The organism is Flavobacterium sp. YO64 (assembly GCF_004119505.1).
In the GTDB taxonomy this organism is placed as follows: Bacteria; Bacteroidota; Bacteroidia; order Flavobacteriales; family Flavobacteriaceae; genus Flavobacterium; species Flavobacterium oncorhynchi.
The window spans coordinates 1-15,815 of record NZ_NRQV01000023.1; the positions used below are offsets into that span (position 1 = coordinate 1).

The 15,815-nt window shown below is 32.9% G+C and carries 14 protein-coding genes; 7 read left to right on the top strand and 7 right to left on the bottom strand.

Annotation, left to right across the window (positions count from 1 at the left end):
- From BOW57_RS15460 to BOW57_RS15485, 6 genes are all read left to right on the top strand, one after another.
- Positions 1-728: cysteine desulfurase (locus BOW57_RS15460; RefSeq protein WP_164973720.1), on the top strand; the 728-nt coding region annotated here is incomplete at its 5' end.
- A gap of 11 nt (positions 729-739) precedes the next feature.
- Complete coding sequence (locus BOW57_RS15465) at positions 740-1,165, top strand: hypothetical protein (RefSeq protein ID WP_129055534.1); 426 nt, start codon at positions 740-742, stop codon at positions 1,163-1,165.
- A gap of 2 nt (positions 1,166-1,167) precedes the next feature.
- On the top strand, positions 1,168-1,593 hold the full coding sequence (locus tag BOW57_RS15470) for a SufE family protein (protein ID WP_129023475.1): 426 nt from the start codon (positions 1,168-1,170) through the stop codon (positions 1,591-1,593).
- Positions 1,594-1,681: 88 nt separating this feature from the next.
- Positions 1,682-2,005: an SUF system Fe-S cluster assembly protein gene (locus BOW57_RS15475; RefSeq protein WP_071636312.1), complete on the top strand. Its 324-nt coding sequence runs from the start codon at positions 1,682-1,684 to the stop codon at positions 2,003-2,005.
- Between the two features lie 83 nt (positions 2,006-2,088).
- The gene (locus BOW57_RS15480) at positions 2,089-2,598 is read left to right on the top strand and encodes a DUF2480 family protein (RefSeq protein WP_129055536.1); all 510 of its coding nucleotides are present in this window, start codon (positions 2,089-2,091) and stop codon (positions 2,596-2,598) included.
- A 78-nt stretch (positions 2,599-2,676) separates the two neighbouring features.
- On the top strand, positions 2,677-3,627 hold the full coding sequence (locus tag BOW57_RS15485) for a DUF3078 domain-containing protein (RefSeq protein ID WP_129055538.1): 951 nt from the start codon (positions 2,677-2,679) through the stop codon (positions 3,625-3,627).
- Positions 3,628-3,767: 140 nt separating this feature from the next.
- Here BOW57_RS15485 and hflX read toward each other — a convergent pair whose 3' ends face one another.
- From hflX to BOW57_RS15520, 7 genes are all read right to left on the bottom strand, one after another.
- A complete protein-coding gene (hflX, locus tag BOW57_RS15490) occupies positions 3,768-5,000 on the bottom strand; it encodes a GTPase HflX (protein WP_129023478.1) in 1,233 nt (410 codons plus the stop codon).
- 167 nt (positions 5,001-5,167) lie between these two features.
- On the bottom strand, positions 5,168-6,031 hold the full coding sequence (locus tag BOW57_RS15495) for a hypothetical protein (RefSeq protein WP_129055541.1): 864 nt from the start codon (positions 6,029-6,031) through the stop codon (positions 5,168-5,170).
- Positions 6,032-6,152: 121 nt separating this feature from the next.
- A complete protein-coding gene (locus BOW57_RS15500) occupies positions 6,153-7,502 on the bottom strand; it encodes a DUF5689 domain-containing protein (protein WP_129055543.1) in 1,350 nt (449 codons plus the stop codon).
- Between the two features lie 17 nt (positions 7,503-7,519).
- The gene (locus BOW57_RS15505; protein ID WP_129055545.1) at positions 7,520-10,336 is read right to left on the bottom strand and encodes a TonB-dependent receptor; all 2,817 of its coding nucleotides are present in this window, start codon (positions 10,334-10,336) and stop codon (positions 7,520-7,522) included.
- A 248-nt stretch (positions 10,337-10,584) separates the two neighbouring features.
- Positions 10,585-11,802 (bottom strand): MFS transporter, encoded by a 1,218-nt coding sequence (locus tag BOW57_RS15510; protein WP_129055547.1) that lies wholly within the window; start codon positions 11,800-11,802, stop codon positions 10,585-10,587.
- A gap of 185 nt (positions 11,803-11,987) precedes the next feature.
- Entirely contained in the window at positions 11,988-13,028 is a 1,041-nt protein-coding gene (locus BOW57_RS15515) for a Gfo/Idh/MocA family oxidoreductase (protein WP_129055549.1), read from the bottom strand.
- A 165-nt stretch (positions 13,029-13,193) separates the two neighbouring features.
- Positions 13,194-14,264 (bottom strand): NADH:flavin oxidoreductase/NADH oxidase, encoded by a 1,071-nt coding sequence (locus tag BOW57_RS15520; protein WP_129055551.1) that lies wholly within the window; start codon positions 14,262-14,264, stop codon positions 13,194-13,196.
- Positions 14,265-14,463: 199 nt separating this feature from the next.
- Between BOW57_RS15520 and rseP the strand changes: the two genes are divergently transcribed.
- Positions 14,464-15,804: an RIP metalloprotease RseP gene (gene rseP / locus BOW57_RS15525; RefSeq protein WP_129055553.1), complete on the top strand. Its 1,341-nt coding sequence runs from the start codon at positions 14,464-14,466 to the stop codon at positions 15,802-15,804.
- Positions 15,805-15,815: the final 11 nt, after the last annotated feature.

A 15,815-nucleotide genomic window follows, 5' to 3' on the forward strand; every position in this document is an offset into this window, starting at 1 on the left:
CAAAAGTGGTTACAGTAAATCATATTTCAAACGCTCTCGGAATTATCAATCCGATTAAATATATTATCGACAAAGCACACGCTGTTGGTTCTGCAGTTTTGATTGACGGCGCGCAGGCTGTTCCGCATTTAAAACCTGATGTTCAGGAATTAGATTGTGATTTTTATGCTTTTTCAGGACATAAAATGTGCGGTCCAACTGGAACTGGAATTTTGTATGGAAAAGAAGAATGGCTGAACAAACTTCCTCCTTATCAAGGCGGCGGCGAAATGATTAAAGAAGTAACTTTCGAGAAAACTACTTATGCTGATCTTCCTCATAAATTTGAAGCCGGAACACCAAATATTGCCGGCGGAATTGTTTTAGGAACTGCTATTGATTATTTAAACAATATTGGTTTCGAAAATATTCAGGAATATGAGCACGAACTTTTAGAGTACGCTACAAAGCGTTTATCTGAGATTGAAGGCTTAAGAATCTACGGAACTGGAAAGAATAAAGCATCTGTGGTTTCATTTAATATAGATGGAATTCATCCTTATGATATTGGTTCGATTATCGACAAATTAGGAATTGCAGTTAGAACCGGACACCATTGTGCGCAGCCAATTATGAATTTCTTCTGTATTCCGGGAACAATTCGTGCTTCTTTTTCTTTTTACAACACCAAAGAGGAAATTGATCTAATGGTTGATGCAGTTAAGAAAGCGCAAACTATGCTGAGCTAAAAACCTTTTATATGAGAATATTATCTTTTTTACTCTTAACTATTTTTATTGGAACGAGCTGTTCTAGTCAAAAAAATGCAGATATGACCAAAACGCAATTGGAATACACTGCCGTTTCAAGAGGAATTTACAAGAAGATAATTGTTCAAAATAAAACAGCAACAGTTACTAACGGCAGAAATACGGAAGCGGTAGAAATAAAAATTGATGAGGCAAAATGGAAACAAATTGCAACTGAATTTTCGAAAATAAATTTAGAAAATATTCCAAATTTGAAAGCTCCAACAGAAAAACGTTTTTACGACGGTGCCGCGATTGGAAATTTAAAAGTAACTCAAAATCAAAAAACCTACGAAACAAAAGGTTTCGACAATGGTTTTCCTCCAAAGGAAATAGAAAAACTGGTTAATTTACTGATTGATTTTGCTAAAGAATAATTATGACAATAAAAGAAATTCAAAACGAAATAATAGACGAATTTTCGATGTTCGACGACTGGATGCAGCGTTATGAGTACATCATCGAACTAGGAAAAAGTCTTCCATTAATTAAAGAAGAATACAAAACCGACGAGAATTTAATCAAAGGATGTCAGTCTAAAGTTTGGCTTCAAGGCGAACAAAAAGATGACAAAATTGTTTTTACGGCTGATAGTGATGCTATTTTAACAAAAGGAATAATTGCGATTTTAATTCGTGCTTTTTCGAATCAAAAAGCATCAGACATTATCAATGCGGATACTGATTTTATTGACGAAATTGGATTAAAAGAACATTTATCAGCGACACGTGCCAACGGTTTGGTTTCGATGATCAAAAACATCAAAATGTACGCTTTGGCTTTTGATGCTAAAAATAAAAATTAAATTTCTTTTGCCACGAATTTCACGAATTGACACTAATTTTTAAATTCCGGAAATTTGTGAAATTCGTGGCGAAAAAACAAATAACAAAATGGAACAAGAAATAGACACAAACGAATTAGGAGAATCAATCGTAAAAGTTTTAAAAGGAATTTACGATCCTGAGATTCCTGTTGATATTTATGAATTAGGATTAATTTACGATGTAATGGTAAATACAGATTACGAAGTAAAAATCTTAATGACACTTACATCTCCAAACTGCCCGGTTGCAGAAAGCTTGCCAAGAGAGGTAGAAGAAAAAGTAAAAACTATCGAAAACATCAAAGATGTAGAGGTAGAAATTACTTTTGATCCACCTTGGAGTAAAGATTTAATGAGCGAAGAAGCGAAATTAGAATTAGGAATGCTTTAATATTTGTTTCAGGTTTAAAGTTTTCAAGTTTCAGGTTACGCAACTTGAAACTTGAAACCCTCAAACTTGAAACCATTTTTCACATGGAAGAAATCATCAATAAAGTTGCCAATAGTGCTTTAGAAGTTTTTGATCTTGAGGATTATTATCCAAAAGGAATCCGTACGCAAATTGACATTTCACAATGGCTTTTGGAAGGATTTTTATTGAAAGAAAAAGACTTTAGAGAACACCTTAAAAATCACGATTGGTCACAATACCAAGATCAATATGTTGCTGTGCATTGTAGTACAGACGCTATCGTTCCGGCTTGGGCATTGATTTTAGTAAGCATCCATTTAGCACCTTATGCAAAAAAAGTAGTCAATGGAACTATCGAAGATTTAGATGCTAGTTTATATGAAGAAATCTTAAGTAAAATCGATTATTCAGTTTACAAAAACAAACCTGTCATTGTAAAAGGCTGCTCAAGAAAACCAGTACCAATGCGAGCTTATATTTTAGCAGCAAACAACCTTCAATCCTTTGCCCGAAGTATAATGTACGGTGAAGCTTGCTCTGCAGTCCCTTTGTACAAGGAATCTAAGAAATAACTTGCTTTTTCGATCAATTATGCCTTAACCTTTTAAGCGTTTTTAGTATATTTGTTAATACACTTAAACTAAATAACCATGAGAAAGCTGACGTTATTACTCTTCATTTTAGCGAACTTTACTTTTGTTCAGGCACAAAATTCAGAAAAAGAATTAATTCAAAATACCGAAAAAGCGGTAAAAAAAATAAACGATACTATTGAGGAAGATGGCTGGAAAGCAAAAGGAACTGTGTCTCTTTTGCTAAATCAGTCAAGCTTTAACAATTGGATTGCTGGAGGGGAAGACAGTTTTTCTGGAACTTTGGGAATCAACTATGATTTTAATTACAAAAAAGAAGACTTAACTTGGGATAATAAAGTTTTAGCTTCATACGGACTTTTACAAACCAAAAATGCCGATTTTGGAAAAAAGACAGATGACAGATTGGAATTTAATTCCATTGTCGGAAAACGAGCTTTTGGAGAATGGTACTACTCTTATTTCCTAAATTTCAGAACACAATTTACAACTGGCTATGTTTATGGACAGGATGCAAATGGAAAAGAAATCAGAACTGAAAACACCAAATTTATGTCTCCAGGTTATCTTACCACAGATCCTGGTATCTATTGGACCAAAGATGATAATCTTAAAATAAACTTTGCTCCTTTAACTTCAAAATTTACATTTGTTGACAGCGCATATACTTCTGGAATAGATCAAGCAACAGGATTACCTTATGTTGATGGTGCTTATTTTGGTGTAGATGCTAACAAAAGTATGCGTTACGAATTAGGTTTTTATGCCTCTGTTTACTATAAGCTGGCAATAATGACCAATGTAACTGCCGAAAATACTTTAAATCTTTACTCTAATTATTTAGAAGATCCACAAAATGTAGACATCAATTACTCTCTGAATATTGTTATGAAAATCAATAAATTCCTATCGGCAAACTTATCTTTCCAAGCGATTTATGATGATAATGCTTTTCAAGGATTTCAAACTAGAGAAGTATTTGGTTTAGGAGTTAATTTTGGTTTTTAATTTAAACTGCAAACCGCTTAATTTTACCACAGAGAGCGCTGACTAAAGCATCTCAAAAAACACAAAGTTCGTAAAGCTAAATATCTATATAGCTTTACGAACTTTATGTTTTAATAAAAGACCGTTTATAAGAATTTAACTTATTCTTGTTCTTCTTTTTCAACTGCATCCTTATAATCTGGATACAAAAATTTATTGTATGGAAATCGCGTTATATGAATCTGACGAACTGCTTCGTACACCATTTCTCTAAATTCTTCAAAATTTTGCTTTTGTGTTGCCGAAATAAACAAAGTATTATTTTCTCCAACATTACTCATCCAAGTTTGTTTCCATTCCTCAAGTGTGTAATGTTTTCTGGTTCTTTCGGTAATCAAATCATCTTCATCGATAGTCAAATGTTTGTAAGCATCAATTTTATTAAAAACCATAATCGTTGGTTTGTCATTGCTTTTGATTTCCTGCAAAGTTTGATTTACAGATTCGATATGATCTTCAAAATCTGGATGAGAAATATCTACAACATGCAAAAGTAAATCAGCTTCACGAACCTCATCAAGTGTACTTTTGAAAGAATCTACTAATTGTGTTGGCAATTTTCTAATGAAACCAACTGTATCAGAAAGTAAAAACGGTAAATTTTTAATTACCACTTTTCTAACCGTTGTATCTAAAGTTGCAAACAATTTGTTTTCGACAAAAACATCACTTTTACCAATAGCATTCATCAAAGTCGATTTTCCAACGTTTGTATATCCAACTAAAGCCACACGAACCATTGCTCCGCGATTACTTCTTTGAATACTCATTTGTTTGTCGATCGTTTTGATCTTATCTTTCAAAAGTGAAATACGGTCACGCACAATACGTCTATCAGTTTCAATCTCTGTTTCACCAGGACCACGCATTCCAATTCCCCCTTTTTGACGCTCAAGGTGCGTCCATAAACCAGAAAGTCTTGGTAATAAATATTGGCATTGCGCCAACTCTACCTGAGTTCTTGCGTACGAAGTTTCGGCTCTCTGTGCAAAAATATCCAGAATCAAATTGGTCCTGTCAAGAATTTTACAATCAATAATTCTTGAAATATTCTTTTGTTGAGATGGCGATAATTCGTCATCAAAAATTAAAGTCGATATATTGTTTTCTTTTACAAAAAGATGGATTTCATCTATTTTTCCTGTACCAACAAATGTCTTGGGATTTGGACGCTCCATTTTTTGCGAAAAACGTTTTATAACTTCACCACCAGCGGTAAAAGTCAAAAACTCTAATTCGTCCAAATATTCGTTAAGTTTTTCCTCACTTTGATTTTGAGTTATAATACCAACAATGGCGGTTCTCTCAAAATTTATAACTTCTTTTTCTAACATAGCTTTGAATAAGTTGCAAATTTAATGATTTGCCTGCTACTTACAATTATAGAATTAGGTTTTTAAATTGTATTTAAAAAGATAAGCCATTTATAAACTATGTTTTACAAAGGATTTTCTTTTATAAAACTTGTTTCCAAATGGCTTAAAAATGATTTTAAACGTATTTATTCGTAAATAAAGGTTTTCTCTGTTTTTACAATTCCGTTTTCTTCAATTTGCGAACACGAAATTGGAAAATTTAATTTGTTGTATTTATATTTTCTGCTTACAGCAACTAATACAGTAGATGATGGACTAAAATTCATTTCGTTGTTGTATGAAATCGACTCAAAACTAAACTCATCTTCATGATAAGAAATCATTGGAACGATTACTTTATAATTATCACCAAACAAGCTTTGTACAATTAACTGATCGACAGATTTTTTATCATCATATGTGTATGATTTAGAAATTTTATCTCCAACTAATCCTTTATGCTTAGACACATTATCGTTTACATAAACATATTCAATTTTTCCGATGATTGCCTTGTTTCGATCGCGAGAAGTACGTCTTACAATAATTCCGTTTTCTACAATATATTCAATATCATCAACTAAGTTTTGGTGATTAGTGCTTTTTTTAGTAGTTACTTTAACTCGAGCTCCTTCGTATACAAAAGTGACCACTTTAGTTATATAGTCAGGTCCTTCTTGATATTTTTTTACAAATTTGGTAATGTTATTATCGGCATTATAAGTGTAATTAATAACTTCTTTCCAGTCGCTGCCCACTTTGTCTTTAACTGTCATATCAAGCAGACCATTTTTATTATAAAAAAAATGCTGAATAACGTCTGATGTGGTAATTGTTTGAAGTTTACCGTCTTTAAATACAACTGTCTTGTTTACAATTTCACCGTCTTTTGAGTTCTGGTAATTTGTTTTTACAATGTTTATTTGCTTTAATTTTACAGGAGTATCGTCCTGACTATGTGCTAAGAAAGGAAACACCATCATTATGATGGCAATAAAGTAGATTTTCATTTTGTTTTTGTATTGATTTGGGATGACCAAAATACAAAATTCTACTAAAATTTAACACTTTAAAACTTAAAAAAGGTCAAAATACTCTTCTGCAGATTAAAACTAAATTTTGAATTCTCTTTTACTTTTCTCCAAAAATCTTTACATCATCAACCATAAAAGCACCATTAAGCGTTTTGTCTTTTCCAGATCCTACATATCTAAAACCGATATAAATATTTCCTGAATAAGATGATAAATCGATACCGCCTGAACTTATAAATTGGCGTGCAGGAGTTGAAAGCGCCGGAACCTTTGCATCCAGTTTTGTCCATTTTGCTTTGGTAACATTTGAACCATCAAAATTTGTTGAAACGTAAACTTCAAGTGTATTTAGAGGCGAATCAACCTTTAAATCATGTTGTGCGCTTCTAAAAGATAATATCGCATTCTTATATCCGGTCAAATTAATTTTTGGAGAAACCAGCCAGGCAATATTTTCTGCAGCTGTTGTGCTTGTCGTATTAAACTCGGCATAACCATTTCCTGCATAAACGATACTTTTCCATAATTTTGTTGCTTTTTCTACAATATTACTCCAACCTGGAAGTGCAAAATTGACATTGTTTTTAACTGTTTGAAAATCTTCTGAGAAAAAGGGAGTATTTCTTTTCCCATTCATTACAACATCATTTTCTGATCGTACCATCAATTGATAATCTGAACCAAATTTGGTTAGAATCCCTCTAACTTTTCCACTTCCCTCTGGTACAAAATGATCTGCAAATTTTGCATAACTACTTGTTCTAAATATAATTTGATTTCCCGTTTTATCACGCAGGTTCCAATTTGTTGATCCTCCTACATTATTTGATTCTTCAAAATAATGACGATCAAGAGCAGCTTCTGTAAATTCTACATCATTGAACTCAACTAATGTATTTAATTTACTGTCAACAAGTGCTTCTTCTATAGAAAGTGACTCTACTAATTGATTTTCATCAATTATAGTACACGAGGCATTTAATACATTCTTAAAGTCATTCTGAGAAATTCTGCCAATTGCAGGATCTCCTGAATTGCTAACGTATAAACTTCCCATTCTTAAACCTCCATAATACAAATCCGTGAATTGATTTTTGAGTTTCACATAAACTTTGTTCCCCAAACGATAATCAATATAAGTATTAGAAACATCAACTGGAACACTAAACCCCACTGCAGGGCTGTTAGCTGTTGCTTTTGTTTGCAATGAAATAGTTTTAAAAAAGTTCCCTCCTTCGTCACTCGATACTACATAAGCTTCAATAATATCATCATATAAATATTGCTTTGCCGCACTGCTCGAAAGTTCGTACACTTTTTCGACTGTTTTATTTACTGTAAAATCTGGTTGTGTACAAACTAGTTTTGGGATTTCAACTTCGGTGCTGCAGCCGAAAACAAATAGCAATAATGACGCAAAAAATGAGTTTAGGATTATATTTTTCATGATAAATAAATTTTCGTTTATAAACCGATTGTGAGATTTAAGAAATAAGTTCTGCCGTAACCATAATAATGTTTTGGTCCAAAAGAAGGCGTTCCACTGGATACATCTTGGTTTAAGGCTCTAAAGTTTGCATTCCGCGCCTGCTCAAAACCGCCAGTTTTATATATTGAATTCAAAACATTATTAACGCTGGCAAAAAGTCCAATATATTTTTTATGAACCCTCCAAGATTTTCCGCCATTAACATTTAATAAGCTTACAGGATCAAACTTTTCTTGTTTTAATAATTCATTTCCTCTTTCAGAGGTTGCTTCAGGAAAAGAAAATCCATTTGCGGGATTAATGTAGAACTGAGAAGTTCGAGAAATTGGAGAAACATCAATATAATTATCTGTCAAATAATTTATATTAGTTCCAATCCACCAGAATTTAGGATCACGATATTCTAAACCAACTGAAAGGGCGCTTTGAGGTGTTCCAGATTGTTTGTAGTTTTTAAGATAGGCGGAGCCAAAGTCAAAAGTAGTTTGTGCACCATCTTTTGCTGCATTTGCATCATTTGTAATCGATACATTTGGATTACTGCTGTAAATATAATTACCGTAAGCGGCACTTAACGTTGTTTTTAATGTTGATGAGATTTGATATTCAAAACTCAGTTCTGCTCCAGTATTTTTCTTATCTAAATGTGTTAAAGTCTGGCTTACAAAAGCATCTGTTGCATCATAGCCTGCGCCATTATCAAAAATTCCTTCGGCATAAAAAAAAGACGTTTTTGACGTGTTTTTAATTAAAGTGTAAAAAGCTGTTAATCGTATTTTAAGCTTAGGAGAACTATACACATAATTGGCTTCGGCACTGCTTATATTCTCACTTTCTATTCCATTTACTATATTATTATTTAAACGTGAATTTGAAAATGTATTTCGAAGAGACGGCGCTCTTGTAAGATGTGCTCCATTAAAAAACAACCATTGTTTTCCCGAAATTTTATAGGTGAAGCCTCCTTTGAAACCAAAATTCTCAAAATTTATTTTCTCACTTTTTCCTAAAGATGTCGTGGCATAAATTCCGTTTTGATATAATCCTTCTCTTTGATAATTGGATACCGAATACGATTGTGCCAAATAAAACTCGGTTTTATTATAAGAAAATTTAAACTGTGTAAAGGCATCGATTGTATTGGCTAAAAAATTATAATTATAACCAAAAACGTCTCCCTCTTTTACCTGTCTATTTGGGTTCTGTAAGTCAGATTGAGAAAAATCTCCTTTGTAAAATGGATCAATATCTTCAAAATATTTTCCGCCGAGAAGATCTAGTAAATATTGAAAATTATGCGATTTTAAATTCCGATACGTAACTCCTCCATCAAAAGAAATATTTGAAGTAATCTGGGTATTTAGATTAGAATTTGCTGCAAAAGTTTTATCATCTGTTCTGTCTTCGTATAGAATATAATGACTTTGTGCCGGCTCGTAGCCATTTTCTCCTAGTTTTTGATTTGCCAAATACATGGCATTCCAATCTATTTGGGAATTTGCCAAAAATATGTTTTTACTTTTCTCAGCATTTTCATAATCTGGAGTAAATTCACCTGAAAACTCTCCTTTATCTTTTGCATAAAGTGAACTAAAATAACTTGGCATTTTTCTATAATAAACTGGATCGGGACTATCTGCATTTTGATAATCAATTGTACTGTTTCCAACTTTCCCAAATTGATACATAAGACTCGAATTCAGGTTTGTTTTTTCATCTATTTTAAAATAATGATTAAGCATAAAAAGAGGTTCTTCAACCTTTTTCACTCTTGCATTTCGCTTTTTCCCATTCTGAAATCCCCAATACGAATTGTATGTTTCACCCATTAAACTAGTTACTTCGGCTGTATTTGGAGAATTTTTCCCGCGAGAATTTGGCGTATAAAACCCTGTAAAATTGAGAGAATGTTTATTATTTAATTTCTTTTCGACGCTCATAAAAAAAGAATCGGCATCAAAATTTGTTCCTTCAAAATAGCCTTCGTCTGCCCATCTTTTACCTGCTGAAACCACATAAGCCCAGCCCGAAGAACTCATTCCTGAAGCATACGTTGCAATTGCTCGTAAACTATAAGTTGTATTACTTCCTGAAAAGGTCAGCTGTGATCCTTTTCGATAAAGGGAAGCTCGTGTAAAAATCTGCTGCGTTCCTAGAATACCTCCAAAAGTATAATTTGAAGCTGCTGTTCCAATCGAAAAATCCTGATTGCGAAGTACGTTATTTAATCCGCCCCAATTGTTCCATTGCGGTCTGCCGTCATAGATTTTATTCATTGTCATTCCGTTTAGCATCATGGTGCCATTTTCGCTGTCTAGACCACGAATCCTAAATCTTGCCTGGCTCCAATTAAATGCTGAAGCCTGCATAAAAGCATCTTTTGAAGATTGCAAAAGCCCCGAAGTCATTTCGGATGAACTATTATCATCAGATAAATCGCTGTCTAATAAAGTTATCAATGCGGCTGGAACTTCATCTGAATAAATATCTTCTAACTGTAATACGCCGAGATATATAATCTGACCAAAATTTGAATTAATTTTCAGAAGCAAGTCTTTGCAGTCTTGGCTGTGAATCAAAAGTAGCTGCTCTCCCTCTATAGAAGAATGCAGTTCAAATTTGCCGCTTTTTGAAGTAAGTTTTGTTATAGAAGAATTCTGAATGCTTACTACAACATTCTCAAGAGGATTCTGCGTTTTGGCATCAATAACAACTCCTCTAAAGATTGTTTCTTGTGCAAAAGCAAAACTAAAAGACCATAGAATAAAAAAGACAATGTATTTTTTTACCATTAAAAATTCCAATTTACTTTGAAAATTATTTTCGGATATTAATCCTATTCAAAAGATAAAATTGGTTTTTGGAAAAGAGTTTTGTCTTATTGCTAATACAAACAATAGAAAGTTCAAATATAGATAAATTACCTTAAAAAGAAAATAAATTCTTACAAATTTAAAATAATTATGTTTAATCTTTTAGATAATTTTCTAAAAAAAATAAAAATTTAGTGTTACGCTATAAAGTTTGTGAGCAAAAAAGATTATGCTGTAGTTCTAATTTTTGAAACCATAAAAGCAATTAAAACACCAAAAATTCCGATAAAAGCAAAAGAAAACTGAAGTCCGAAATTTTGAGCGATATGCCCAATAACTGGCGGCCCCATTAAAAAACCTAGAAAACTAACACTTGAAACAATTGTTAATGCTTCTCCAGGCGGAACAGTCGGATTTTTTCCAGCCATACTATAAACTGTAGGAACAATAGTTGCAACACCTAAACCAACTGCCATAAAAGCGATAGTACACGGAATAATATAAGGAAGAAAAACTGCTGTAAAAAGTCCAGCAGAAATTAAGATTCCGCTAATTTGCATTACACGTTCACGACCAAATTTATTGATTAATCCGTCGCCTAAAAATCTTCCTCCAGCCATCATAATCATAAATGAAGTATATCCTAAAATAACCAATGGTCCTGGTGCTTTTACTATATCTTTAAAGTAAACACCGCTCCAGTCAAACATTACTCCTTCACTTGCCATACTGCAAAATCCAATAACACCAAGCCAAATTAATGCGCTGTCTGGTTTTGTAAACAGCTTTTTCTTTTCGGCAGTATGTTTGATTTTTTCTTTGGCTTTGACCAAAAATTTAAAATTAAAAGCTACCATTAAAAGTACTATGCCTCCTACTATAATAAAATGATGCAAAGGAGTTAAATTTAAAGCTAACATCCCTAAACCTACTAATGCTCCCGTAAATCCGGCAAAACTCCACATGCCATGAAACGAAGACATGATTGTTTTTTTAAAAAGAACTTCGGTATAAACACCTTGAGTATTAACGGCAATGTTTGCTAAGTTTCCAAATAGTCCAAACAAAAATAAGCCTAACGATAATTGCAAAGCTGATGTCGCCAACCCTAAATTAGCTAAACATAAAACATACATAATTAAAGAGAATACCAAAACACGGTGGCTCCCAAATTTAGTAACCATCTTTCCAGAAAACGGCATGATTATTAACTGCCCCATTGGTAAGGCAAAAAGAATAGAACCTAAATCACCTTCGGTTAAGTGTAAAGCGGTTTTAATATCTGGAATTCTGCTTGCCCAGGTTGCAAAACTTAATCCCATTCCAAAATAAAACATTCCAACAGCAAAACGAATTCGGTTCAGGTAAGAAGCTTTTGCTTCTCTAAAAACTTTCTTGATTTTTCCTTTTGTCTGGAATAATTGTAATGGATTGAAATTTATCAAAATGGATGCTTTTTAAGGTTTGACAGTATAAAAGTACAAAAAAGAGCTTTTATTGACTGCCAAACTCTACTAGTTCTACAAGTTATAACGTTGTAGTTTTATAAGTTGAAGCTATAAAATGTTTTTAACACATAAAAACATTCATTTTTACTAAACTCAAAGAACTATATTGAATGCATTAAAACTTATAAATTAATGGCTTTTTTCTCAGCATTACTTGCAATTGCTGCTTCGATGATCTGCATTACTTTTACACCGTCTTGTGCTGTAACTGGCTCTATTGTATCATTTGATATTGAATTAAAAACGCCATCGAAAAAAGAAAAATAATTTCCTTGAAGAGTTGATACTTTTTCTCGAATCACTTTTCCATTAATTTCAGTATGAATTATTCCTTGTAAATCTTCAGATTCAGTTCCCCATGTTTCTAAATTCGGCTTCTTGCCAATTTTTAATTCATCTTCCTGAACATCACCTCGAGGTTTTAAAAAACTTCCTTTTTTTCCATGAATTGTGTATGCTGGGTTAGCTTCTCTAACAAAAAATCCTGCTTTTAAACGCACTCTAAAATCTTCATAAATCAATAATAAATCAATCCAGTCGTCTACTAAAGAATTCTCTCTTGTAATTCTGATATCTCCAAAAACTGATTTCGGAGAACCAAATAAACAAACAGCCTGATCGATAATATGCGGGCCTAAATCTTTTAGAACTCCGGCTCCGTCATTAGCAGTTTCTTTATGGGCTTTTGGGCTTAATAAGGGGTTGTATCTATCAAAATGAATTTCGGCTTCTACCAACTCTCCTAAAACGCCGTCATGAATTACTTTTTGAACGGTTTTAAAATCGCTGTCCCATCTTCTGTTTTGAAAAACGGCAAGTTTTAATCCCTTTTCTTTTGCAAGCGCAGCAAGTTCTTCGGCTTCGGCAACAGTTGTTGTAAATGCTTTTTCTACAACAGCATGTTTGCCTGCTAAAAGCACTTTTTTTGCATACTCATAATGAGTTCCAACAGGTGTGTTTACAATTACTAAATCGACATCATCTGCTAACAAATCGTCTAGTGAAGGATAACTTTTTACTTCAGGATAGTCTGCCTGAATGAGTTTTTTACTTCTTTCCCAAGATCCCAATAATTCAAAACCGGGATGAATATCTAAAAATGGGGCATGAAAAACTTTCCCTGACATTCCGTACGATAATAGTGCTGTTTTAATTTTTTGCATGTTGTTTTAGTTTTTTTGCCACAGATTAATGTGATTTTTTTTCGCCACAAATTTCACGAATTATCACAAATTATTTTAAGCTTTCGAACGCACCGATTTGTGCAAATTCGTGGCGAAAAAACTCAAAAAAATCCTTTCAATCTGTGCAATCTGTGGCTAAATAAATTATAGTTTAGCTCTTTCGTATTGTTTTGGCCAATGAATATCGTTATTTAATGCTGCAGCAAAATCTAAAGGCAAGTTAGGATTTCTTAATGATGCTCTAGCAAATAAAATTAAATCGGCTTGATCTTTATTAAGAATTTCTTCGGCTTGTTTTGCTTCAGTAATTAAACCTACAGCACCTGTAAGGATGTCTGTTTCTTTTTTAACTTTTTCAGCAAAATGAACTTGATAACCTGGGCCAACTGGAATTTTTTGATGTGAAACCAATCCTCCCGATGAAACATCGATTAAATCTACTCCTTTTTCTTTTAAAATTTTTGAAAGTTTTATAGACTCTTCAATATTCCAGCCGCCATCTGCCCAATCTGTTGCTGAAATTCTAACAATTAAAGGAAAATCTTTTGGCCATTCTGTTTGAACAGCTTCTAAAATTTCAAGTGTAAAACGAATTCTATTTTCAAAACTTCCACCATATTCATCAGTTCTAATATTTGTTAAAGGCGATAAAAATTGATGCAGTAAATATCCGTGTGCTGCATGAATTTCTAAAACTTTATATCCAGCTTCAACTACTCTTTTTGTTGCTGTCTTAAAATCGGTAATTACTTTTTGAATTCCGTTTTTGTCTAAAGCTTCTGGAAGAAATGGTTCGTTATCATGATACGGAATCGCGCTTGGAGCAACAGTCTGCCATCCATCTTGATCGAAATTTAATTTTTTATTTCCAAGCCACGGAGCCGAAACACTTGCTTTTCGTCCTGCATGCGCCAATTGAATTCCTGGAATCGAATTTTGAGAAGTAATAAATTCGGTAATTTGCTTTAGTTTATCAATATGTTCCTCTTTCCAAATTCCAAGATCAGCAGGAGAAATTCTAGCTTCTGGTGAAACTGCTGTAGCTTCCTGAATAATCAATCCAGCACCTCCGCTGGCACGACTTCCTAAATGAACTAAATGCCAATCGTTTGCAAACCCATCAACAGCCGAATACTGACACATTGGCGAAATCGCAATTCTGTTTTTTAAGGTTATACTTTTAATAGTTAAAGAAGAAAATAATTGTGATGCCATATTTGTAACTTTTAATGGTTTTGTGCTACCAATTAAAATGACAGCATCATAAAACGTAAAGTTACGGCATCTTGTTAAAATGAGAAATTTAAATGTTTGTTTATTAACAAACATTTAAAACCTTAAACGTTATCTTGCGGTCTTAAATTAAAATAGAAAACGCTACTTTTGTGCGTTAAATACGAACTAAAAATAAAAAATGGATATAGTTATCAAACTCTCTCAATTTCTATTGAGTTTATCTTTACTTATTATTCTTCATGAATTAGGGCATTTTATCCCTGCAAAATTGTTTAAAACAAGAGTCGAAAAATTTTACTTATTTTTTGATGTTAAATATTCGCTTTTAAAAAAGAAAATTGGCGAAACTGAATATGGAATTGGATGGTTACCGCTTGGAGGTTATGTAAAAATCTCTGGTATGATCGACGAAAGTATGGACAAAGAACAAATGGCTTTGCCTCCACAACCTTGGGAATTTCGTTCTAAGCCGGCTTGGCAGCGTTTGATTATTATGCTTGGCGGTGTTACAGTAAACTTTATCCTGGCTTTTATTATCTATATAGGAATGGCTTTTGCATATGGCGATACTTATATTGCTAATGCAGACTTAAAAGATGGTGTGGCAGTTGAAAATCCTGCAATGATTAAAGCTGGTTTTAAAACTGGTGACAAAATTATTTCTATTGATGGAAAAACTGTTGAGAATTTTGACAAGGATATGAACATGAATATCATCATGGCAAAACATATCTTGATTGAAAGAGACGGGAAACAACAAACTATTACAATGCCTACTGATTTTGTAGATCAGCTTTCTAAAACAGAAAAAGGGTTCCTTGTTGATATAAGAAGACCTTTTGCAGTAGGAAAAGTAACTGAGGATTCTGCTAATCAAAATTTAAAACCAAAAGATTTATTTCTTTCTCTTAACGGACAAAAAATTAAATATTTTGACGAAGTAAAAGCAATTTTAGAAGTAAACAAAGGAAAAACAATTCCTGCTGTTGTTTTACGAGATTTAAAAGAAACACCTATTAGTGTTAAGGTTTCAGAGAAAGGAACATTAGACGTATTGGTTGGTGGTTTAGACATGAAATCATTGGAAAAACTTGGATATTATAAAGTAAGTACAAAAGAATATGGTTTCTTAGAATCTATTCCTGTAGGAATTGAAAAAGGAAAAGATCAATTAGTAGGTTACGGAAAACAATTGAAGATGATTTTTAATCCTGAAACAAAAGCATACAAACAAGTAGGTGGTTTTGCGGCTATTTATAACATTTTTCCAAGTTATTGGAGCTGGGAAACGTTCTGGTCAATCACAGCTTTGTTGTCAATTATGCTTGGAGTAATGAATTTATTGCCAATTCCGGCACTTGATGGTGGTCATGTGATGTTTTTATTATACGAAATGATTAGTGGTAAAAAACCGAGTGATAAATTCCTTGAAAACGCCCAAATGGTTGGGTTCGTACTACTTATAGCGTTGCTTTTGTTCGCAAACGGAAACGATATTTACAAGGCAATTATGAAGTAGAAAAAAAAAAT